Below are 20,051 nucleotides of genomic sequence, written 5' to 3'. Positions count from 1 at the left end.
CATGGCCTTCACCCTGTTAACGAGGGTTCGGCACTCCCTGCACCCCACCCAGGCTGTCTGCGACACAGATTTCCCGGTTGTACGGATTCATCGCGGGCGTCGACCCGGGGCAGTTGTCGTTCGAATTCGCTTTGTGGACAAGGGAAATGGTACGGGAGGTGGTCGCCCGCGAGTTCGGGGTGACGCTGAGCGTGGTCAGCGTTACCCCGGCTGCTGCGCACGATGGGCATGTCTGCTCAGCGTCCACTGCATCGCGCCTATCAGCAGGACCCGGATGCCGTGGAGGCGTGGAAGGCCCAGCAGTTCCCGGCCATCCGCGCCGAGGCCAGCAAGGTCGGCGCGACGGTGTATTCGCCGATGAGGCCGGAATCCGCTCGGACTACCACGCCGGGACCACGTGGGCTCCGGTCGGGCAGACCCCGGTCGTGGCGAACACCGGCGCCCGCTACTCGATCAACATTCTGCCCGCAGTGTCGGCCCAGGGTGCGCTCCGGTTCATGCTCCACGACGGCACCGTGAACGCCGAGGTGTTCATCGAGTTCTGCACACGCCTGCTCAACGATGCACCCGGCCCGGTGTTCCTCATTGTCGACGGACATCCCAGCCACCGCGCCAAGGCCGTCGCCGAGTTCGTGGCCGGCAGAAGGGCGTGCCGGACCGGCGCTTCAAGAACAACCGCCAGCTGCCCGTCATGCTCTACGGCAGCATCCGCGTCCACGGCGCCAGCGGCTTGAACATCCTCTGGTCGTTCTCTGACACCGTCGGGGCGGGATCGCTGGCGTCCGGCATCGGGGAATGAAAGTCCCCCTACCGGGAGCTACCGCTCACGGGGTGGCGTGACGACGTCAGCAGCGCTGGCGAAGCGCGAAAGCTGCGGTTGCTGACGAGCGCCACCTCGCGGGTCCGCCAGCTTTGCGACTCCAGGTTAGACGCCACATGGTCACGTCAATAGCCAGCCAGCTGCGGTGTAGTGGCCACGGCTGGCGATCAACGGCGCTGGACTATGATCCCGGACTAACGACCTTGAGCCAGCGGGAAGGGCTCGGCCAGAGCGACCGAGACCTCCCCGCTGATCACCGAACCGCATGGCCCGGGGGATTTCGTATCCCGGAGCTCACTTTTCCACGATTTCAGCGGCTCCCGTTTCGGATAAATAGTGTTTCCGAAGAGCGGCAGAGTTGTTCAGATTTCTTGCTCACTCGCGAGGGTTACAGATTTTGCGCTTTATGCGCGGTAGGCCTTCAATGCCACGACGTTGTCGTTGTAGTGGTCGCCGAGGTAGACCACGGGCAAACCGAAGGTCTGGTAATTCGAGTACTCGTTGTTGACGAGAACGGCGTTGCAGCCGTTGCAGCCTGTCATCGACGAGACGTTGATCTCGACACTGACGTAGTTGACGAGATGATACCCGGCGTTGTCGCAGTCACCCGCATTGCCATAGAACGAATAGATGACGCCGCCGCCGTAGTTGGCGTCCTTATACTTGTTGAGCAGCAAGGTAGAGCTCTTCACTGCCGCCGTGCTGGTGGTGCCTGCGACGGTATCGCCCGATTTGGCCAGCGCATCGGCCGCCGACGTGGTCGAGCAGGCTGTCTGCCCGATCACGGTGGAGTGCCCCGCCTTGTCCAATTCTTTACTCACGATCGTGGCGCAATGTTCCGAGACGCCCGCCGATGCGGGTGCGGTTGCTCCAGATGCCATGACGAGACCTGCGGCAATTGCCGCAGGTCCGATCAAAGACGCGAACGCACGCGAAGTGATGGTCACTTTTCCTCCCCTGGATGGTGATCCTTCGAAGAGAAGGCTGTCATTGACGTGAAAAACTGTCGACGACCATCAGGGTTAGATCGGCATCACATAATTTTAGTGAATTCCTGCTAACGTTTTGACCTGTCCAATTCGCCGCTTTCCGGTGAGCTGATGCCTATAACCTCGCCACTGGGAGCCCCATGGACGCGCAGGTCTGCTTGTCACCGGGGAAGACGCCCACGGTTCCGGCTTCGACGTCGACGGCGGCGCGGGTGAGTACGCACGCGGTCAACGGCGGTGTCACACGCGGCAGACCTGGGGTGTGCCACTGGTAGACGTCATCGGCCCACGCGCCGGTGCAGATCTCGACGATGGACGCGGCCACGTCCCCCCGTCCGTCCTCGCCGGAGCCGTTGATCCCGACCGGGATGTGCTGGTTGATCGCGGTACTGGTGATGTCTGCTGTGCGGTAGCAGTAGGCGAGCGTGCGATTGGAGGGGACCGCTGTGGTGGTCTTCCCGTCACTGGCGGCGCTGATCTGCTGCGGACCGGCGGCGCCTGGGCCGAAGGCGGCGAATCCGCCGACCGCGGCAAGCACGACCGCCGCGGCGGTGCCGGTCAGCGCCATCGCCCTACGCCGGCGGACGGCGCGTGCTCCGGTGGACTCGATAGCGTCGAAGTCCAGGTTCATCGGCGGTTCCTCGGTTCCGAGGGCACGGTCGAGCAGGTCGCGTTCGGTGGTCATGGCAGCAGCCTTTCCGTTGTGGGGGTCGAGACCGACGCGGCTGGTAGCGAGGCCCGCAGTGTGGTGAGCGCTCGGGCCGTCTGGGACTTCACGGTGCCCTCGGTGATCCGCAACGCGACTGCTGTCTGGGACACGGTCAGGTCGCAGTAGAACCGCAGGACCAACACGGCCCGCTGCCGTGGAGCCAAGCGATCCAGCGCAGCTCGCACATCGATCCCGTCCGCGCTGCAGACGGCTGGAACGGGATGTTCCGGCGGGGGGATGAGGACCTCGGCACGGCGGTGCGGGCGCCGGGCCTCATCGATGGCCAGCCGTGACATCACCCGGCGCGTGTAGGCGTCGATGCCCGCCGCGTCGAGCCGGTTCCACTGCTTGTAGAGACGGACCAGGGTCACCTGGACGATGTCCTCGGCCGCTGCCCAGTCCCCGCACATCAGAAACGCCGTTCGCCGCCACGCTGACGCGCGTTCCCGGGCGATCCCGGCGAACTCCTGGCGATCTGCCACTTCGCACCTCACTTCCGGCCGTCTATACGACCGCGCCCCCGCCCAGGGTTGCATCAACCGCGGTCCACTTTCCCAGCACTGCCAGTGGGGCAGCGAACCAGACGAATCGCCACCAAGCGGTACCGCTGCACACAGGACGGCGACTTGTGCCCTGCACTCGGCGGTGGTCACCTCCGCGGCATGACGGTTGAGAGACAAAGTAGGGCAACGCCTCGACATGGGCGTTCGGCACTTCACCGCCGGAGACGTCGGGGCGGTCCAGAAACGCCAGCAACGGGTGAAAACCGTACGTCCGTTTCCACGTTTTCGCCGCGTTTTCCTTGTCCTCGGAATGGGAAATCGTGACGGTGGCGTCGAAGTCGATGTCCAGCAGGCCGGTCAGGTCCGGGCTGGCACCGGCGGCCCACGCCCGTTCCCGTGCCGCTGCCCGCGCGGCCAGCACGCCGGGCAGATGCGGCCGCGCGGTCCGCCGCGGCTCGAGCCTGGCTGGCGTAGTCAGCGGCTTGGCGCGCGGCGACGGCGGCTTGGTTTGCGTGGCCTTGCGCTTCTTCAGCGGCGTTGCGCGCCCTCGCGGCGGCAGCTTGCGCGTCGTTGGCGTCATGAATGGCGATGGCGGCCGAGCTGGCGGCCTGAGCGAGCAATCCGTCGATCGCGGCGTTGTGCGCGGCGGTGTTCTGGTCACGTCGAGCGGCGGTGAACTGCCCGACGATCAGGAACTCGTGGCGCAGGGTGGGCGGGCCGTCGATAGCGGCCAAGGCCGCGGACTGCACCTCTCGGGTGCTGGAAGCGCGAGCGGCGGACAGAATTTGGTTGGCCCTGAGGTCCTCGTCCGTGTCCAGGGCGGTGTATTGGCCGGTGTCGAGGAAAGCGCGCAATGCCGCGTCGGTATTTGCGTCCAGCGCTTACTGACCACCAGCCCCACGCGGCTGCCTTCTTGCAGGCACCGGTGAGGAGGAAATGGATCTTTCGGATCGTGTCGTTGGCGAGGCCTTTGCACTGGTGTGGCTTGCATCGGGGGTCGCAGTCGTGCGGGCGAGGCGTTCGGTGGTCTGCGAGTCCTCGTTCTTTGCAGTGGATGCGACAGCGGCGGCACTCGGCGTGTAGTGAGTCGACGATGCCCCGTCAAGGCGTACGGCGGGCTGCGCGCCGATCAAGGGAAGGATATGAAGGTCGACCAGCTCCTTCTCGCGGATGATCGTGGACTCGGCCACGTCCCTGGTCTTGAAGAACCGGTCAAATAGTTGAGTGACCGTCGCAGAGGTCTTCGGGTGCCGTCGCTCGTTGATCTGGTTGACCTGGTTGACCAGGCGTACCCGGGTAGCTTCGGCGACCTTCTTGGCGTCGGGGCCCGGCGGAATGGTCTCGATGAGGTCGTGTCGACCCCCAGTGACTGGGTCCTTGCCTGCCTAGACGCGGACCATGAGGGCGCCGCTCGGCAGTTCGTCGATCGCACCTCGTTGTTGCCTGCGCGTACGTCCCGTAGAGGTCGTCATAGATCAAGACTACGGAGGTTTGTGTCACGAAGCGTGTCACGCGGCCCTCGGCTCGACCTGCGAAAAGCCTCTGAACTGTGTGCCCTCGGCAGGATTCGAACCTGCGACACCCGCTTTAGGAGAGCGGTGCTCTATCCCCTGAGCTACGAGGGCATGTACTGCCGACTTCAGCTTACCGGGCCCGTCCTCGGGGCTTGGCCGGGGGCCGGTCGCCGCCGAGCAGGGAGCGCGCGGGCACCGCCTGCGGGCGGCGGTGAACGTGAAGATTATTCGGGAAATGCCTGGTCGTGTTGGTCGTCGGGTGGGAGTCCGGCGAGTCGGAGCTCGCGTGCCTGAGCGCCGGTGCGCGGGGGTGGCTCGTGGTCGCGAAAAGGCGATTGTGCAGGTGAGTAGGGTCAGAGTCACCTTGAGGTTCCCGCGTGTTCGGCCCCCGATGCTGATCAACATCACCTGACCGGGTCAAATAGTCCAGCCAGCCGTCATCAACACCGCCGCTGACCGTCTCTGTGGGGAAGGCAAGGCCCGGATGGCCTAATCTGCCACTCGGACGTGTCTGGTTTCGAAACGTTGAACAACAGTAGGTAATCTTTCTTAACGGGATGCGGGGAACCCGCTCCACCGGCTGCCGGAGGGCTTCGTTGATCAAGCTCATGTTCGCCGACGACGAGGAATTGGTTCGTTCTGGCCTGCGCGCGATGATGTCCGGCGCGCCGGACATCGAGATCGTGGGCGAAGCGAGCGACGGCAGATCGGCGGTCGAGGCGGCCAGGCGTTATCACCCTGACGTGGCGCTGCTCGACATCAAGATGCGGGCGCCCGACGACGGCATCCGCGCGCTGCGGGCCATCCTCGCGTTGCCTGATCCACCGAGTGTGGCCATGCTGACCACGTTCGACATCGACGAGTACGTCAGCCTCGCGCTGCGGCTGGGTGCCAACGGCTTCCTGCTCAAGGACATCGACCCCGCTGCTTTGCTGCGCGCGGTTCGTGACCTGGCCCGCGGGGGTGCGGTGCTGGATCCCGGGGTCGCCGCGCGGATGGTGCAGACGCACCGTGACGAGCAGCGGGCCGCACAGCCCGCTCGCAAGCTGCTGGCCTCGCTCTCGGACCGCGAGCGTGAGGTCGTCGGGCTGATCGGGCAGGGGTTGTCGAACGCCGAGATCGGCGGTCAGCTTCACCTGTCCGAGGCCACCGTAAAGGGTTACGTCTCGGCGGTCCTGTCCAAGATCGGGGCCGCAAACCGGGTGCAGGCCGCGTTGCTCGCCTATCGCGGTGGGCTGCTCGACCAGTAATCTCCGCCGGTGCTGCTCACCGCGCTCGAATACCTGGGTCTGTTCGCGTTCGCCGCGTCGGGCGCGCTCGCCGCGGTGCGGGCGCGGCTCGACGTGTTCGGCGTGATCGTGGTCGGGCTGACGACCGCGCTGGGCGGCGGGGTGATCCGGGACGTGCTGCTCGGCATCCACCCGCCGACGACGCTGCGCAACTGGCCCTACCTGGCGGTTTGCGCGGCGACGGCGCTGCTCGTGTTCGTCTTCCACCCGCAGATCGCCCGGCTGCGGCGGGCGGTGCTGCTGGCCGACGCGCTCGGGCTCGGCGTGTTCGCCACGGCGGGCACGACCATCGCGCTCGATACCGGCGCGCCGGTTTACGCGGCGTGCCTGATCGGCATGACGACGGGGATCGGCGGCGGTGCCGTGCGCGATCTGCTGCTGCGGGAAATACCCCTGGTGCTGCGCAAGGAGATCTACGCGGTGGCCGCGCTGGCCGGTGCCGTGCTCGTCGGGATCGGTCACGTTCTGCGACTACCCTCGGGTCCGGTGACGGTCGTGGCGGCGGCCGCCGTCGTCGCGGTGCGGATGGTGGCGCTGTGGCGGCGCGGGAACGCGCCGGTGGCCAGGGGCGCCGATCCCGCGCCTTGATCCCGGCACCGTGAGGTCTCGGTGAGATTTCCTTTGTCTATTCTGTGTGAGTTCTTAGGCGGGTCTCAGCACGCTGCGTAAGACTGTCGTCATGCGCATTCTCGTGGTGGACGACGACAGGGCCGTCCGTGAGTCCCTTCGTCGCTCTCTGGAGTTCAACGGCTACCAGGTGGAGATGGCCAGTGACGGGGCGCAGGCGCTGGAGTCGGTGATCGCCAACCGGCCGGACGCCATGGTCCTCGACGTGATGATGCCGAGGCTCGACGGTCTCGAGGTGGCCAGGCGGCTGCGCAGCACCGGCGACGACCTGCCCATCCTCGTCCTGACCGCCCGGGACACCGTGTCCGATCGGGTGTCCGGTTTGGACGCCGGAGCCGACGACTACCTGCCGAAGCCGTTCGCACTGGAAGAGCTGCTGGCCCGCCTGCGCGCGCTGCTGCGCCGGGCCATCCCCGACACCCAGACGGGTGCGGCCGCCGAGACGCTGTCGTTCGCCGACCTGACGTTGGACCCCGGGACGCGGGAGGTGCGCCGCGGCGAACGCGAGATCAGTCTGACGAGGACTGAGTTCGCGTTGCTCGAGCTGTTCCTCTCGTACCCGAAGCACGTGCTGACACGGGGAAGGATTCTGGAAGAGGTATGGGGTTACGACTTCCCGACGTCGGGCAACGCGCTGGAGGTCTACGTCGGCTACTTACGCCGAAAGACCGAGGCGGAGAGCGAGCCGAGGCTGATCCACACGGTCCGGGGGGTTGGTTACGTCCTCCGGGAGACTCCGCCGTGACCAGCCCGATCCCCGTCATCAACGTCACTTCCAACGTCACTTCCGACGAGACCGAGGAGAAGCCCGGACCCACCCGTTGGGTGACCCGTCGCTTCTCCCTGCGCGGACGGGTGACGCTGCTGGCCGCGGCCTGTGTGGCGGGCGCGGTCGCGCTCGTCTCGCTCGGGGCGTACCTCATCGTGCGCGACAACCTCTACCAGCAGGTCGACGACAACCTCGCCGCCCGCGCGCAGGCCGCGGTCGACTCCCCGCAGGTCCAGACCCAGCTGCGCCAGGTCCCCGGCGCTTTCCTGGCCAGCGCCGACCTGCAGATCGGGCAGCTCAACTTCGGCGACCGGATCACCCTGATCTACCCGCAGGCCGGTACGCCGCCGCCCTACGGCGACAGCGAGATCGCCGTCGCGTCCGGTGAGCTGCCGCGGTCGCTGCGCACGGACTTCCGTACCGACAGCCGGGTCATCGCGCTGCCCACGGGACACGGGCAGGCGATGGTGCTCGCGCAGTCGCTCGCGCCGACCAAACGGACGTTGAACGAGCTGTCCGTCGTGCTGTTCCTGATCGGCGGCGCCGGGATCCTGGTCGCCGCCGCCGCGGGGACGGCCGTGGCCAGGACCGGCCTCCGCCCGGTCGACAGGCTGACCTCGGCCGCCGAACGGGTGGCGAGGACCGGTGACCTGCGGCCCATCCCGGTCAGTGGCGACGACGAGCTCGCCAGGCTGACGCAGAGTTTCAACACGATGCTGGGCACGGTCGCCGACTCGCAGGAACGGCAACGGCAGCTGGTGGCCGACGCCGGGCACGAGCTGCGCACCCCGCTGACCTCATTGCGGACGAACCTGGAGCTGCTGCTCTCCGCGAGCAGGCCCGGCGCGCGCACGCTTTCGGACGAGGACCGCACTGACATCGAGGCCGACATCAGCGGTCAGCTCGACGAGCTCACGCAGCTGATCGGCGACCTGGTGGAGCTCGCGCGCCAGGACGAGCCGCGCACGCAGTTCGAGCACGTCGAGCTGGTGGACGTCATCGAGCGCGCGCTGGACAGGGCTCGCCGGCGAGCCGGGGAGATCGACTTCCACGTGGAGCTGCAGCCGTGGGCGCTCACCGGCGACTCCACCGCGCTCGAACGGGCGGTGCTGAACCTGCTCGACAACGCGGTGAAATTCTCGCCGGAGGGTTCGGTCGTGCGGGTGCAGCTGTACCCGCTGGGCGACGGCACGGCCGTGATCGAGGTGGCGGACTCCGGGCCGGGGATCGCGGACGAGGACCTGCCCAAGGTCTTCGACCGCTTCTATCGCTCGTCCGAGGCGCGAACCCTGCCGGGCTCCGGCCTCGGTCTCGCGATCGTCAAACACGCCGCCGAGCGGCACGGCGGCGCCGTCTACGCCGCCCGCGCCCCCGAAGGCGGCGCCCTGATCTCAATGCGCTTACCCGGAACCCCCGAGTGACGCCTTCCCAACCCCGCCACAAGGTCTCTGTGAGCCCTGCGAGCAGAGACTTCACGCGGCGCGCCCGCCAACTAACACAGCAGCGCGCTCGCAAAGAAAGCGGTATGTTTGATCGTGTAGGATTTTGTGTAGTTGAGACGAGCCCAAGGTTGGAGTGGCGGTGCTGGCGCGGCAGCGACAGGCGGTGATTCTCGAGGAGGCACGCCGGACGGGCGCCGTCCGGGTCAGTGACCTCGTGACAAGGCTGGGCGTGTCCGACATGACCGTCCGGCGGGATCTCGACGTGCTCGCGGGCCGCGGGCTGGTCGAGAAGGTCTACGGCGGCGCCACCTCGGTCGTCGGCAAGAGCACCGACGAGCCCGGTTTCGAGGCGAAGTCCGTCCGTCAGCGAGCCCAGAAGGACGCGATCGCCGAGGTCGCGGCCGGGCTCGTGCGGCCGGGCACCGCGATCGGCATCTCCGCCGGTACCACGACATGGACGCTGGCCAGGGCGCTCGACGGCGTCCCCGGGCTCACCATCGTCACCAACTCGATCCAGGTCGCCGACGTGCTGCGCGGATCGAGCCAGCCGGAGCGCACGGTGGTGCTGACCGGCGGTGTCCGCACTCCGTCGGACGCGCTGGTCGGGCCGGTCGCGGTGCACAGCCTGCGTTCGCTGCACCTCGACGTCGTCTTCCTCGGCGTGCACGGGATGGCCGACGGGCCGGGGTTCACCACGCCGAACCTCACCGAGAGCGAGACCAATCGCGCGCTGGTCGAGGCGGGCCGCAAGCTGGTCGTGCTCGCCGACCACACCAAATGGGGCACGGTCGGCATCTCGACCATCGCCGGGCTCGAGGAGGCGGACGTGGTCGTCAGCGACGACGGACTGTCCGAGCAGGCCAGGGAAACACTCGCCGAAAAGGCGGGGGAACTCATGATCGCCGAGACGGCGGAGACAGTCGAGGCGGAAGAAGCGTGACGCGCACGGTACGACACCTGGCCGATGGCCGGGAGATCATCTATTTCGACCGGCCCGGCGCGCCCGAGCGCGTCGCCGAGGACACCCGCGACCTGCCGCCGGTGGCGGCCGCGTCCGAGATCCGGCTCGACCCGCTGACCCGCGAGTGGGTCGCGATGGCTGCGCACCGGCAGACGCGGACGTACAAACCGCCCGCAGACCTGTGCCCGCTGTGCCCCAGCAAACCGGGGAAACCCAGCGAGATCCCCGAATCCTCCTACGACGTCGTGGTGTTCGAGAACCGGTTCCCGTCGTTCTCGGAGAACGTCATCGGTGAGTCCTCCACAGTGGACGGTCTGGGGCTGGTCCCGATCGCGCCCGGCCGTGGCCGCTGCGAGGTCGTCTGCTTCACCAGTGACCACGACGGCTCGTTCGCCGGGCTGACGTCGAAGCAGGTGCGCGCGGTCGTCGACACCTGGGCCGACCGGACCGAGGCACTGTCCGCATTGGACGGTGTCGAGCAGGTCTTTCCCTTTGAGAACAGGGGGGAAGAGATCGGCGTGACCCTGCACCACCCGCACGGGCAGATCTACGGCTACCCCTTCGTCACGCCGCGGACCTCTCGCATGATCGACGTCGCCCGCGACTACCAGGCCGAGCACGGCCGTCCGGTGATGGGCGACGTGCTGGCCGCCGAGCGCAAGTCCGGCTCCCGCGTCGTCGTGGCGGGGGAGCACTGGACGGCGTTCGTGCCGCCCGCCGCGCGCTGGCCGGTGCAGGTCCAGCTGGTGCCGCACCGCCAGGTGCCCGACATCCCGGCGCTCACCGAAGCGGAGCGTGACGACTTCGCCGACGTCTACCTGCGGGTACTGCGCCGTTGTGACGCGCTGTTCGGGCGTCCGCTGCCCTACATCGCGGCCTGGCACCAGGCTCCGGCCAAGCGCGATCGCGAGCTCGGCTGGCTGCACCTGGAACTGTTCTCGGTGTTGCGCGCCAAGGACAAACTGAAGTACCTGGCCGGTTCGGAATCGGGGATGGCGGTGTGGGTGAACGACGCCACGCCTGAGCAGATCGCGGAGAAGCTGCGTGCCGCGGGCTGAGGCCGTCATACTCATCAGCGATGCACAGGTTCGGCTCAGGAACTTCTCAGGACCGACGCGCATGGTGGTGACATGACCGAGAACGACCCGAGCGCTCACGACTCCGGCGCCCCGCGACCTGCCCAGGGCCAGTCCGGCCCGGCCCCGCAGACCGGGGAGACTGCCGGACAGGAGAACTGGTTCGCGAGTCAGCCCGAGGTGAGCGGTTCAGGCGAGCACGCTCGCACCGACCAGCAGCCGTACGCCGGGCAGCAGTCGTACCCCGCCTCCGGCCAGTCCTACACGCAGAACCCCCCGCAGGCCGAGAACCCGTATGCGTCGCCGAGCCAGCACGCGTACCCGGCGGCCGGTCAGACGGGCGAGCAGCAGGCGTACAACCCGTGGTCGGCCGAGGCGCAAGCCGTGGCCAACGGGGGCACGCAGCTTCCGCCTTCGCAGGCTCCCTATGCCCAGCAGGTCCACGCGGGGCAGCACGCCGCCGGGCCGGGGACGTCGATCTACGGACTCCCCCCGCAGCAGGTGCCGCGCCCGGCGCGAGGTCCCGGCAAGATGCTCGCCGGTGTCGCGCTCATCGCGCTGTTCGTCGGCGGCATCGCGGGTGGCACGGTCGGGTACCTCTCCTCGGGTTCCGGCGGTTCGATCACCAACGCGCTGGACGCGCCGAAGCCGGCCCAGCAGACGGGAAACACTCCGTCGGGCTCGGTCGAGTCGGTCGCGCAGAAGCTTTCGCCGAGCGTTGTCGAGCTGCAGGTTTCCGGGCAGTCCGCGGCCGGTGAAGGCTCCGGTTTCGTGCTCAGCACCGACGGTTTCATCCTGACGAACAACCACGTGGTCGAGGTCGCCGCGAACGGCGGTCAGATCACGGCGGTCTTCCAGGACGGCAAGAAGGCGCCGGCGAAGGTCATCGGGCGGGACCCGACCACCGACATCGCCGTGGTGAAGGTCGACAACGTGAGCGGGCTGACCCCGGTCGAGCTCGGCCGGTCCGACGACCTCAAGGTCGGCCAGGCCGTGGTCGCGATCGGTTCGCCGTTCGAGCTGACCGGCACGGTCACCTCCGGCATCGTCAGCTCGCTGCACCGGCCGGTGAGCGCGGGCGGCGGTCAGGGCGACCAGAACACCGTGATGGACGCGGTCCAGACCGACGCGGCTATCAACCCCGGCAACTCGGGCGGTCCGCTGGCGAACATGGCCGGGCAGGTCATCGGCATCAACTCGGCGATCTACAGCCCGCAGTCGGCGTCCGGTCAGGGCCAGGGTCAGGGGCAGGCCGAGGGGGGCAACGTCGGCATCGGCTTCGCCATCCCGATCGACCAGGCGCGCCGCACGGCCGACGACATCATCAAGACCGGCCAGGCCACACAGACGTTCATCGGCGCCAAGGTCCAGGACGCGCCCCAGGGCGGTGCGCAGCTCGGCGACATCACGCCAGGCAGCCCCGCGGAGAAGGCGGGCCTCAAGTCCGGCGACATCGTGACCAAGATCGACAGCCGCCCGATCGACACGGCGAGCACGCTGATCGCGGCCATCCGCACGCGGGCCCCGAACGAGAAGGTCCAGATGACCGTCGGCGGTTCCCGGACGGTCGAGGTCACCCTCGGCGGCCAGCCCGTCACCCCCAACTGACTTCTCGGTCTTCCTCCAGACGCTCGGCCGCCGCGTGTGCGGCCGAGACCAGCTTTCCGGCGTCACCCCCAGGGGGCCGGAACCCCCAGCCACGCGCGACCGGCTCTCTAGCCGTTCGCGCGTGGCTTTTTCCTTGCCCCCGACCCCCTTCGCTCCCACCCGGGTGCGACTGCCCCTGAAGGCCACCTTCACGGCGTTTAACGCCGTGAAGGTGGCCTTCAGGGGCAGAGGGGCTACCTGACGTGCGGGCGGCGGCGGAGGTGGGGGAGCAGGGCGCGGAGGGCGCCCGTCAGGATGACCACGGCCCAGACGACGGCGAGCGACACGAGCAGGCCGGTGCCGGGGCTGCCGTCGTGCAGCCCGGGGCTCGGCGGGGTGCCGTAAGTCCGCCACAGCAGCGGGACCGACAGGATCGCCAGGATCGCGGTCAGTACCGTCCCAACCACCACTGGCGTCTTCCAGGCCACCGGGACGACCCGGCTCAGCAACAGCCCGGCGACGCCGACCACCGGCGCGACCACCGCGTCGTGCAGCACCGGGAAGCCGACGAGCCAGCCCAGGGTGAACACGCTGTCCGGCCGCAGGGGCAGCGCGTAGTCCGCGAACAGCAGCACGCCCCAGACGAGCGCCGCGATGCCGGGTAGGAAGAACAGCACCCGCAACGTCTTCACAGCGCCTCCAGCCGGGTCACCCATTTGGTCTGCAGCACGCCCGGCCGGTTCGGGGCGATGATCCGGCACGGGAAGCCGTGGTCCATGTCGAGCACCTCACCGTTGAGTTCGAGCGCGAGCAGGGTCAGCTCGTCCTCGGTGTGTTCGCCGGGCAGCTCGGTGACGGCGTAGAGCCCGCCGCGTTCCAGCGAGGTCACCCGAAGGGAGACGCCGGGCTTGCTTCCCGTCGCTCGCAGCAACGCGGGCAGCGAGATCCCGCGCCACTGCGCCGATTGGCTCCACCCCTCGACGCACGCGATCGGCAGCTCGGCGGTCGTCTGCGGCATCGCGCGCAGCTCGGCGAGCGAGAACGTCCTGGTGCCAGCGGGAGTCACTATCGACAGCCGCCAGGCCGGGTCGTTCGCCTTGTCCAGGACGCCCGCGGCCGCGGCCGTCCGGTTCACCGGCAGGCCCTGCGGCCCTTTGTCCGAGCGCCAGGAAAGACCGGAAACGTTACGCAGCAAGGGAACCGTGGCACCCGCGGTGGCGACCACGGCGACCCCGGACGCCACCCAGGTGGTCCGCAGGAAGCCGCGCCGCGAAAGTCCGGCAGCCGTCCGCGCGGGCACCGGCTCGGGCTCGGGCGTGTCCTTGGCCTGCTTGCTCAGCGCCCGCCGGATCACCGGCAGCTTGACCGCGATGTGCACGCCGATCGAGCCGATGGCGACCCAGGCCACGGCGTAATGCACCTGCGGGAAGTAGAAGTTCCACGGGTAGTTCTGCGCGACGTTCAGCAGTCCCGTGGTCAGCTCGAAGAACGCCGACGCCGACAGCACCAGGATCGACAGCCGCTCCAGTGCGTGCGGCAGCGACTTGACCAGCGGCCTGCCGAACAGTTTCGGGAACACGCTCCAGAGCTTCGCCAGCAGCAACGGGATCGACGCGATCCCCGAGATCACGTGCAGCCCCTGCGTGACGCGGTAGAGGCTCACCGGACGGCTCGGCCACCAGAACCACCCGGCCGGGTGCTGGATGAGGTGGCTGATCAGCCCGGTGAGGAAACAGACAGTGAAGCTGACCGCCAGCCACATGCCGATCCGCGAGGTCACCCGCTCGTCGTGGGCGGCCGCGGCGAACTGCTCCTCCTTCGGGATCGGCAGCTTGTCGATCTTCTCCTTGACCTCGTACTTGTCCAGGTACTTGTCCAGCAGCGTCTGCACACGGGCCCGGGGCGTCCGGCCCGCGCGGACGCGACGCCGGTGCCCGACGACGAGCTGCCGGACCATCGGCGGCGGACTGGTCCTGGTGACGGTTCGTGGTTTCACGTGCGCACCAGCTCGGCGAACCAGCGGTGCCCACGCCGGGCCGTCCACTCGACGGCCAGCCCGGCCTGCGCGGCGAGCGCGCCCACCGCGTCGGCCCCGACCCAGGCCCAGGTGAACCACGAGCCCTCGTCGGTCTGGGGCTGGAGCCGGACGTGCTCGTTGCGCACCCCGGTGCCCGGCGGTTCCAGCTCGACCAGCGCCGTCCCGCCCGCGCCGAGCAGCTCGGCGGCGCGCCGGAGCAGTGCCACCGGATTGCCGCCGATGCCGATGTTCCCGTCGGCCAGCAGCACATGCCGCCACCGGCCCTCGCCGGGGATCCGGTCGAAAACGTTGCGGTGCAAGGCGACCGCGCCGCGCCCCTGCGTCAGCTGCACGGCGGTGCGCGAGCTGTCCACGCCGAGTGAGGCGATCCCGCGTTCGGTCAGCGCGGCGGTGAGCCTGCCGGGCCCGCAGCCGATGTCGAGGGTCGGGCCGCCGCAGGCGTCGAGCAGCACCTCGTCGCCCTCGCAGGAGCCGTCGGTCCAGCGCTCGACGGGCAGGTCGATCCGTTCCCCGTTCGCCAGTTCCAGCCAGCATCGCTGGCCGAGCAGGCCGAGGTCGAACTCGCCGCCCTTGCTGATGGTCGCGGTCATCGCGTCACTTCCTGCCAGGTCACGGCGCCGACTGCGCGGGCGAACCGGCTGCCAGGGCGGAGCGCCGCGACCCGCTGGGCGTCCAGCATGGTGTCCACATCGGACAGTGTGGTGAGGGTTTTTGGCCGCAGCCCGACACCGGCGAGCGCGCGCAGGGTCAGCTCACCGGTGTCCTCGCGCGACATCGGGACCCCGGCGAGGACCTGGGCGTGGTTCGGGTCGGTCAGGCCGAGTGCCCACCAGCCGCCGTCCTCGGCCGGGCCGAGCACGGAATCCCGGCCGCCGTGCAGCATCGGCTCGACCGCCGCGGCCAGCGACTCGGGGCTGACCTGCGGGGTGTCCATGCCGATCTGCAGCACCGGCAGGCCCGCGTGCACGGCCGCGGTGTCGGCGTGCGCGTTCGCCAGCTTGGCGCCGAAGTCCCAGCCACGCTGGGCGATCACCGTCGCGCCGCGCAGCGCGCGGCTGATCTCGGCGCTCCTGGCCGCGGCGCCCAGCTCGCCGGTCATCGCGACGACCGGCTTCGCGCCGGGCGTGTTCAGCACGGCTTCGAGTGTGTCGAGCAGGGCGGACGCGGCGATCTCCGCGGCCTGCTCCGGGGTGGCGGGCGGGCACAGCCGGGTCTTGGCGAAGCCCGCGGCCGGCGCCTTCGCGATCACCAGCAGGCTGAAGTGCGCGCTCATCGGCTCAGCACCCGCCCGAAGTCGCGGACCGCGCGCAGCGTGCCCCGCAGCGAGCCGGACACCTTGGACTTGGTGCCCTTCGCGCGCTCGCCGTAGCGGACGTCGTACTCGCGCACCTGCCAGCCGGCGCGCTGTGCCTTGATGAGCAGCTCCAGTGGATAGCCGAACGCGCGATCGGTGACGCCGAGGTCGAGCAGCGCCTGGCGGCGGACCGCGCGCAGCGGCGCGATGTCGCGCACCGGCAGGCCGCGGCGGCGCAGCATCGCCGACAGCAGCCGGTTGCCCGCCCGCGCGTGCCACGGCCAGACGCCGGGCCCGGTGGGCACGCGCCGCCCGACGGTCATGTCGGTGCCTTCGGTGAGCGCGTCCACCAGCATCGGCAGCTGCCCGAGGTCGAGTGAGCCGTCGGCGTCGGCGAAGCAGACGATGTCGGCTGTCGCGCTTTCGAGTCCGGTGTGCACGGCGGCGCCGTAGCCGCGCCGGGTTTCGTGCACGACCTTGGCACCGAGCGACGCGGCGATTTCGGGCGAGCCGTCGCTCGAACCGTTGTCGACCACGATGGCCCGGTAGCCTTCCGGGAGGGCGCCCAGTACGCCGGGCAGCGCGCCCGCCTCGTCAAGGCAGGGCAGTACGACGTCTACGAGATCGTTCACGACTCGGACCTTAAGTCCACCATGGAGGGTGTAGAACCCTTATAGGGCTTACCAAATACTGACGTTGACCGTTCGGGTGACGAGTTCTTACCAACTGGTGACGGACCAGGGTCCGAGCCGGTGAGACGGGGTGATCCGGGCTAGGGTGGTCGGCGATGAGCGAGTCGTCTTCGGGTGCCCGGCTCGCCGAGCCGCCCTCCCCAGCGCCAGTGGAACCCGCCAGCCGGGGACACCGGGCCGATCTGATCTTCGCCGCACTGGCGGTGGTTCTGGTCGGCGCGGCCACCGCCGTCGGCCTTTACTACAACGATCCGAAATCCGGCGTGGTCATCTACGCCAAGGCCCCGCCGATCTTCGGCGACTGGCTCCCGCACGTCGGCCCCGGCTCGGCCTTCGCCGTGCTGATCGCGGCCGCTGTCGTGCTGTGGGGCCCGTCCGTCGCCGCGAGGACACCGTGGCGGCGCCTGCTCGCGTTCGGCTACCTCGCCTCGCTCGCCTGGACGATGGCGCTCGTCATGGTCGACGGCTGGGCCAGGGGGTTCACCACCAGGCTGACGACGGACAACGAGTACCTCCACGAGGTGCCCAACATCCCCGACATCGGCTACATGCTGCGGTCGTTCTCCTCGCGCATCCTCGAAGGCGCCCCGCACTTCTGGACCACGCACGTGGGCGGGCACCCGCCGGGCGCGACGCTGGTGTTCGTCTGGCTGGACCGGATCGGCCTCGGCGGCGGCGCATGGGCGGCGACGGCTTGCGTGGTCGTCGGCTGCCTGATCGCGGTGGCCGTGCCCGCGACGCTGTCCCTGCTCGGACGGCACGACGCCGCTCGTGCTGTCGTGCCCTTCGCCGTCCTGACGCCCGGGGTGGTCTGGATCGGCGCTTCGGCCGACGGGCTCTTCGCCGGTGTCACGGCGACAGGCATCGCGCTGCTCGCGCTGGCCGCCGTAGGCTTCACGAAGCGACGCCGCTTCGCCGCTTTCGCCGCCGTGGGTGGCGGTCTGCTGCTCGGGTTCGGCATTTTCCTGTCCTACGGCCTGGTCCTGCTCGGCGTCGTCGCGCTCGCCGTGCTGATCGTCGGTAAGCAGTGGCGGGCCGCGGCCTTCGCGGTGCCCGCGGCGCTGGCCGTCGTCGGCGTCTTCGCGCTGGCCGGGTTCTGGTGGCTCGACGGCTATCACCTGGTCGTGGAGCGGTACTACCAGGGCATCGCGCACCTGCGGCCGTACTCCTACTGGGTGTGGGCCGACATCGCGTCCTTCCTCATCGCGACCGGTCCGGCCGTGGTCGCCGGGATGCGGCGCACGGTTACCGGGGCGTTTCTCGAGAAGCCGAAGCGTTCCCTGCTGGCCAACCCGGTGCTGCTGATCGTGCTCGCCGCGATGCTGGCCGTCGCGTTCGCCGATCTCTCAGGTCTTTCCAAGGCCGAAGTGGAGCGGATCTGGCTACCGTTCGGGGTATGGCTCATTCCCGCGACCGCGCTGCTGCCCACCGGCTCCCGACGCTGGTGGCTGGCGGCGCAGGCCGCGACGGCGCTGCTGGTGAACCACCTGGTGCTGACGAACTGGTGAGGCGGATCGCATGACTGATCAGGCAGGACGGGTGCTCGTCGTCGACGACGACGAGACCGTGCGCGACGTCGTGCGGCGTTATCTCGAGGTCGCCGGGTTCACCGTCGACGTCGCCGGGAACGGGCAGGAGGGGCTGCAGAGCTTCGCCGCGCGGCAGCCGGACCTCGTCGTGCTCGACGTGATGATGCCAGGGCTCAACGGGCTCGACGTCTGCAAGCGGCTGCGCCAGATCAGCCAGGTGCCGATCGTGATGCTCACCGCGCTCGGCGAGGAGGAGAACCGGATCGCCGGGCTGCAGCTCGGCGCCGACGACTACGTCACGAAACCCTTCAGCCCCAAGGAACTCGCGTTGCGCGTCGCCTCGGTGCTGCGCCGTGCGCGGCTGCCGCTGGCCGAGCCCGCCGCCGCCGAGCTGGCCGACGGCAACCTGCGGCTGCAGATGAGCGCCCGCCACGCCACTCTCGACGGCCGCGAACTGCCCCTGACCGCGCGCGAGTTCGACCTCATCGCTTTCTTCCTCGCGCACCCCGGGGTCGCCTTCTCCCGTGCGGACCTGCTGGAGAAGGTGTGGGGCTGGGACTTCGGCGATCAGTCCACAGTGACCGTCCACGTGCGACGGTTGCGGGAGAAGATCGAGCGTGAGCCAGCGAAACCGGTTCGCGTCGCCACCGTGTGGGGCGTCGGCTACCGCTACGATCCCGGTCACTCATGATCGGGTCAGGCGAGTCCTTCGCCGAAATCCTGAGCCACGTCTGGCACATCCTGCCGTACGCGCTGATGCTCGCGCTGCCGGTCGCGCTGCTCGGCGGGCTGGTGCTCTACGTGCTCCGCCGGGGATCGCTGGCCAGCACGATGACGGTCCTCGTGCTCATCCCGGTGCTCGCGACGCTGGTCGGGGTGGTGGGCATCAGCGGGTTCATGTTCACCCCGGCGCTCGCCACGATGACCCTGGTCTGCCTGCTGGTCGCGCTGGTGACCGTGCCGGCCGCGATCGTGCTGGGCCGTGCGATCGCCCGCCGCAGTATCTGGGAGCGCGAGGCCCGCGAGCGGGAGCGCGTCGCCGAGGCTTCGCGGCGCGAGCTCGTCGCGTGGATCAGTCACGACCTGCGCAGTCCGCTGGCCGGGATCCAGGCGATGGCCGAGGCGATCGCGGACGGCGTGGTGTGCGAGCGCGCCGAGGTTTCGGACTACGCCCAGCGGATCAGCGGCGAGACCACCCGCCTGTCGGGGATGGTCGGCGACCTGTTCGAGCTGTCCAGGATCACCGCGGGCGCGCTGCGGCTGACCATGGCGGCGGTCCCGCTGCGCGACGTCGTGAGCGACGCCGTCGCCGCGCAGGCCCCGGTCGCCGAGCGCAAGCGTGTGCGGGTGCTCGAGAACGCCGATGCCTGGCCGGTGGTCTCCGGCAGCGATCCCGAGCTGGCGCGGATCGTGCGCAACCTGGTGTCCAACGCGATCCGGCACACCCCGCCGGACGGGACGGTCGCGGTGCAGATCGCCATCGAAAACGGCGAGGCCCTGTTCGCCGTCGACGATTCGTGCGGCGGGATCCCCGACGACGAGATCAGCCGTGTCTTCGACGTGGCCTTCCGCGGCACCCAGGCCCGCACGCCCGAGCGTGACGGCGAGACGACCGGTGGCGGCCTCGGCCTGGCCATCGCGAAGGGACTCGTCGAGGCCCACCGCGGCAGCATCGGCGTGCACAACCACGGCCCTGGCTGCCGGTTCGAGGTGCGGTTACCCCTGGCGAGCGTCTGAGAAGGCGTCTGAGAACTGTCGCAGCCGCCGCCGCTCGAAGCCTCGGGCGCCTGTCCTTCGAAGCCGCTTACCCTCCACAAAGGACGAAAAGTCTACCCATTCGCCCGTTTCATACCGCCATGACCGTTTCATGCGTGCCCCTGAAGGCCACCATGACGGCGTTAAACGCCGTGAAGGCTCCCATCAGGGCACACGGCAAACCTGGGGTCCCGACTGAAGAGGACTTCCCTCGACTCAACCTCGCAAAAGTCCCCTTCACCAGAACAGACCGCGTGAAAGTCCCCCGTCAGTCACGCGGCCCTCGGCGCCAAACTGGACGACATGACATCAGTTTCCGGACGCCCTCTGAGCTTGTTGTTTAACCAGGTGGTGTCTGGTGGGGGCCCCGGTTGGTCATGGGTGAGGCCCTTGGTTGATCATTCCTTCTTGCTACAGACGGAAGATCGACCAAGGGCCTCAGTTGATCAGTGTGCAC

The 20,051-nt window shown here is 69.0% G+C and carries 20 protein-coding genes, 1 tRNA gene and 3 pseudogenes; 12 read left to right on the top strand and 12 right to left on the bottom strand.

What is annotated here, in order from left to right; all coding sequences use genetic code 11:
- Window positions 1-260: 260 nt before the first annotated feature.
- The gene (locus QMK34_RS07920) at window positions 261-386 is read right to left on the bottom strand and encodes a hypothetical protein (protein WP_326413032.1); all 126 of its coding nucleotides are present in this window, start codon (window positions 384-386) and stop codon (window positions 261-263) included.
- On the opposite strand from QMK34_RS07920, the pseudogene QMK34_RS47735 reads away from it, so the two are divergent.
- Window positions 369-584 (top strand): annotated as a pseudogene (locus QMK34_RS47735) (transposase); the annotation flags it as partial. The gene QMK34_RS07920 and the pseudogene QMK34_RS47735 sit on opposite strands and share 18 nt — an antisense overlap.
- Before the next feature lie 65 nt (window positions 585-649).
- Window positions 650-799: a hypothetical protein gene (locus QMK34_RS07915; RefSeq protein ID WP_326413031.1), complete on the top strand. Its 150-nt coding sequence runs from the start codon at window positions 650-652 to the stop codon at window positions 797-799.
- A 425-nt stretch (window positions 800-1,224) separates the two neighbouring features.
- Here the strand turns inward: QMK34_RS07915 and QMK34_RS07910 are convergent, their stop codons facing one another.
- The 6 genes and pseudogenes from QMK34_RS07910 to QMK34_RS07885 all read right to left on the bottom strand — a co-directional run bounded on the left by QMK34_RS07910 (window position 1,225) and on the right by QMK34_RS07885 (window position 4,646).
- Window positions 1,225-1,767: a hypothetical protein gene (locus QMK34_RS07910; RefSeq protein ID WP_326413030.1), complete on the bottom strand. Its 543-nt coding sequence runs from the start codon at window positions 1,765-1,767 to the stop codon at window positions 1,225-1,227.
- Window positions 1,768-1,924: 157 nt separating this feature from the next.
- The gene (locus QMK34_RS07905) at window positions 1,925-2,494 is read right to left on the bottom strand and encodes a hypothetical protein (RefSeq protein ID WP_326413029.1); all 570 of its coding nucleotides are present in this window, start codon (window positions 2,492-2,494) and stop codon (window positions 1,925-1,927) included.
- The gene (locus QMK34_RS07900) at window positions 2,491-3,000 is read right to left on the bottom strand and encodes an RNA polymerase sigma factor (RefSeq protein ID WP_326413028.1); all 510 of its coding nucleotides are present in this window, start codon (window positions 2,998-3,000) and stop codon (window positions 2,491-2,493) included. The genes QMK34_RS07905 and QMK34_RS07900 overlap by 4 nt, the downstream gene beginning before the upstream one ends.
- Before the next feature lie 232 nt (window positions 3,001-3,232).
- A pseudogene (locus QMK34_RS47730) lies at window positions 3,233-3,496 on the bottom strand (IS1380 family transposase); the annotation flags it as partial.
- A gap of 247 nt (window positions 3,497-3,743) precedes the next feature.
- Window positions 3,744-3,875: pseudogene (locus tag QMK34_RS07890) on the bottom strand (hypothetical protein); the annotation flags it as partial.
- A 698-nt stretch (window positions 3,876-4,573) separates the two neighbouring features.
- Window positions 4,574-4,646 (bottom strand) — tRNA-Arg (locus tag QMK34_RS07885).
- A gap of 485 nt (window positions 4,647-5,131) precedes the next feature.
- On the opposite strand from QMK34_RS07885, the gene QMK34_RS07880 reads away from it, so the two are divergent.
- The 7 genes from QMK34_RS07880 (at window position 5,132) to QMK34_RS07850 (ending at window position 12,307) form a co-directional block, all read left to right on the top strand.
- Entirely contained in the window at window positions 5,132-5,785 is a 654-nt protein-coding gene (locus tag QMK34_RS07880) for a response regulator transcription factor (protein ID WP_326413027.1), read from the top strand.
- Window positions 5,786-5,794: 9 nt separating this feature from the next.
- Window positions 5,795-6,412, top strand: a complete 618-nt coding sequence (locus QMK34_RS07875; protein ID WP_326413026.1) for a trimeric intracellular cation channel family protein — start codon at window positions 5,795-5,797, stop codon at window positions 6,410-6,412.
- Between the two features lie 91 nt (window positions 6,413-6,503).
- On the top strand, window positions 6,504-7,196 hold the full coding sequence (locus tag QMK34_RS07870; RefSeq protein ID WP_326413025.1) for a response regulator transcription factor: 693 nt from the start codon (window positions 6,504-6,506) through the stop codon (window positions 7,194-7,196).
- Window positions 7,193-8,641, top strand: a complete 1,449-nt coding sequence (locus tag QMK34_RS07865; protein WP_326413024.1) for a sensor histidine kinase — start codon at window positions 7,193-7,195, stop codon at window positions 8,639-8,641. The genes QMK34_RS07870 and QMK34_RS07865 overlap by 4 nt, the downstream gene beginning before the upstream one ends.
- Window positions 8,642-8,801: 160 nt before the next feature.
- Window positions 8,802-9,602, top strand: coding sequence for a DeoR/GlpR family DNA-binding transcription regulator (locus tag QMK34_RS07860; protein ID WP_326413023.1), 801 nt, complete (start codon window positions 8,802-8,804; stop codon window positions 9,600-9,602).
- On the top strand, window positions 9,599-10,681 hold the full coding sequence (galT, locus tag QMK34_RS07855; protein WP_326413022.1) for a galactose-1-phosphate uridylyltransferase: 1,083 nt from the start codon (window positions 9,599-9,601) through the stop codon (window positions 10,679-10,681). Before QMK34_RS07860 ends, galT begins: the two co-directional genes overlap by 4 nt.
- A 72-nt stretch (window positions 10,682-10,753) precedes the next feature.
- Window positions 10,754-12,307 (top strand): S1C family serine protease, encoded by a 1,554-nt coding sequence (locus QMK34_RS07850; RefSeq protein ID WP_326413021.1) that lies wholly within the window; start codon window positions 10,754-10,756, stop codon window positions 12,305-12,307.
- Between the two features lie 233 nt (window positions 12,308-12,540).
- Here QMK34_RS07850 and QMK34_RS07845 read toward each other — a convergent pair whose 3' ends face one another.
- The 5 genes from QMK34_RS07845 to QMK34_RS07825 form a co-directional block, all read right to left on the bottom strand.
- Window positions 12,541-12,978 (bottom strand): hypothetical protein, encoded by a 438-nt coding sequence (locus tag QMK34_RS07845; RefSeq protein WP_326413020.1) that lies wholly within the window; start codon window positions 12,976-12,978, stop codon window positions 12,541-12,543.
- A complete protein-coding gene (locus QMK34_RS07840) occupies window positions 12,975-14,048 on the bottom strand; it encodes a molybdopterin-dependent oxidoreductase (RefSeq protein WP_326413122.1) in 1,074 nt (357 codons plus the stop codon). The genes QMK34_RS07845 and QMK34_RS07840 overlap by 4 nt, the downstream gene beginning before the upstream one ends.
- 230 nt (window positions 14,049-14,278) lie before the next feature.
- Entirely contained in the window at window positions 14,279-14,914 is a 636-nt protein-coding gene (locus tag QMK34_RS07835) for a methyltransferase domain-containing protein (protein ID WP_326413019.1), read from the bottom strand.
- Entirely contained in the window at window positions 14,911-15,597 is a 687-nt protein-coding gene (locus QMK34_RS07830) for a TIGR04282 family arsenosugar biosynthesis glycosyltransferase (RefSeq protein WP_326413018.1), read from the bottom strand. The genes QMK34_RS07835 and QMK34_RS07830 overlap by 4 nt, the downstream gene beginning before the upstream one ends.
- Window positions 15,594-16,250 (bottom strand): glycosyltransferase family 2 protein, encoded by a 657-nt coding sequence (locus QMK34_RS07825; protein ID WP_326413017.1) that lies wholly within the window; start codon window positions 16,248-16,250, stop codon window positions 15,594-15,596. Before QMK34_RS07825 ends, QMK34_RS07830 begins: the two co-directional genes overlap by 4 nt.
- Window positions 16,251-16,405: 155 nt before the next feature.
- On the opposite strand from QMK34_RS07825, the gene QMK34_RS07820 reads away from it, so the two are divergent.
- The 3 genes from QMK34_RS07820 to QMK34_RS07810 are packed head-to-tail and all read left to right on the top strand — an operon-like array spanning window position 16,406 to window position 19,576.
- Window positions 16,406-17,818 carry a hypothetical protein gene (locus tag QMK34_RS07820; protein WP_326413016.1) on the top strand — a complete coding sequence of 471 codons (1,413 nt, stop codon included), beginning with the start codon at window positions 16,406-16,408 and terminating at the stop codon, window positions 17,816-17,818.
- Between the two features lie 10 nt (window positions 17,819-17,828).
- Window positions 17,829-18,530, top strand: coding sequence for a response regulator transcription factor (locus tag QMK34_RS07815; RefSeq protein ID WP_326413015.1), 702 nt, complete (start codon window positions 17,829-17,831; stop codon window positions 18,528-18,530).
- Window positions 18,527-19,576 carry a sensor histidine kinase gene (locus QMK34_RS07810; protein ID WP_326413014.1) on the top strand — a complete coding sequence of 350 codons (1,050 nt, stop codon included), beginning with the start codon at window positions 18,527-18,529 and terminating at the stop codon, window positions 19,574-19,576. The genes QMK34_RS07815 and QMK34_RS07810 overlap by 4 nt, the downstream gene beginning before the upstream one ends.
- Window positions 19,577-20,051: the final 475 nt, after the last annotated feature.

The organism is Amycolatopsis sp. H20-H5 (assembly GCF_035828755.1).
Classification (GTDB): domain Bacteria; phylum Actinomycetota; class Actinomycetes; order Mycobacteriales; family Pseudonocardiaceae; genus Amycolatopsis.
The sequence above is the reverse complement of the archived record's forward strand: the minus strand, read 5'-3'. Positions and strand labels throughout refer to the sequence as shown.

Coding starts and splice junctions, on each gene's coding strand:
- QMK34_RS07905 (WP_326413029.1), bottom strand. CDS start 2,494: ATGACCACCGAACGCGACCTGCTCGACCGTGCCCTCGGAACCGAGGAA.
- QMK34_RS07870 (WP_326413025.1), top strand. CDS start 6,504: ATGCGCATTCTCGTGGTGGACGACGACAGGGCCGTCCGTGAGTCCCTT.
- QMK34_RS07850 (WP_326413021.1), top strand. CDS start 10,754: ATGACCGAGAACGACCCGAGCGCTCACGACTCCGGCGCCCCGCGACCT.
- QMK34_RS07840 (WP_326413122.1), bottom strand. CDS start 14,048: ATGTGGCTGGCGGTCAGCTTCACTGTCTGTTTCCTCACCGGGCTGATC.
- QMK34_RS07835 (WP_326413019.1), bottom strand. CDS start 14,914: ATGACCGCGACCATCAGCAAGGGCGGCGAGTTCGACCTCGGCCTGCTC.
- QMK34_RS07830 (WP_326413018.1), bottom strand. CDS start 15,597: ATGAGCGCGCACTTCAGCCTGCTGGTGATCGCGAAGGCGCCGGCCGCG.
- QMK34_RS07820 (WP_326413016.1), top strand. CDS start 16,406: ATGAGCGAGTCGTCTTCGGGTGCCCGGCTCGCCGAGCCGCCCTCCCCA.
- QMK34_RS07815 (WP_326413015.1), top strand. CDS start 17,829: ATGACTGATCAGGCAGGACGGGTGCTCGTCGTCGACGACGACGAGACC.
- QMK34_RS07810 (WP_326413014.1), top strand. CDS start 18,527: ATGATCGGGTCAGGCGAGTCCTTCGCCGAAATCCTGAGCCACGTCTGG.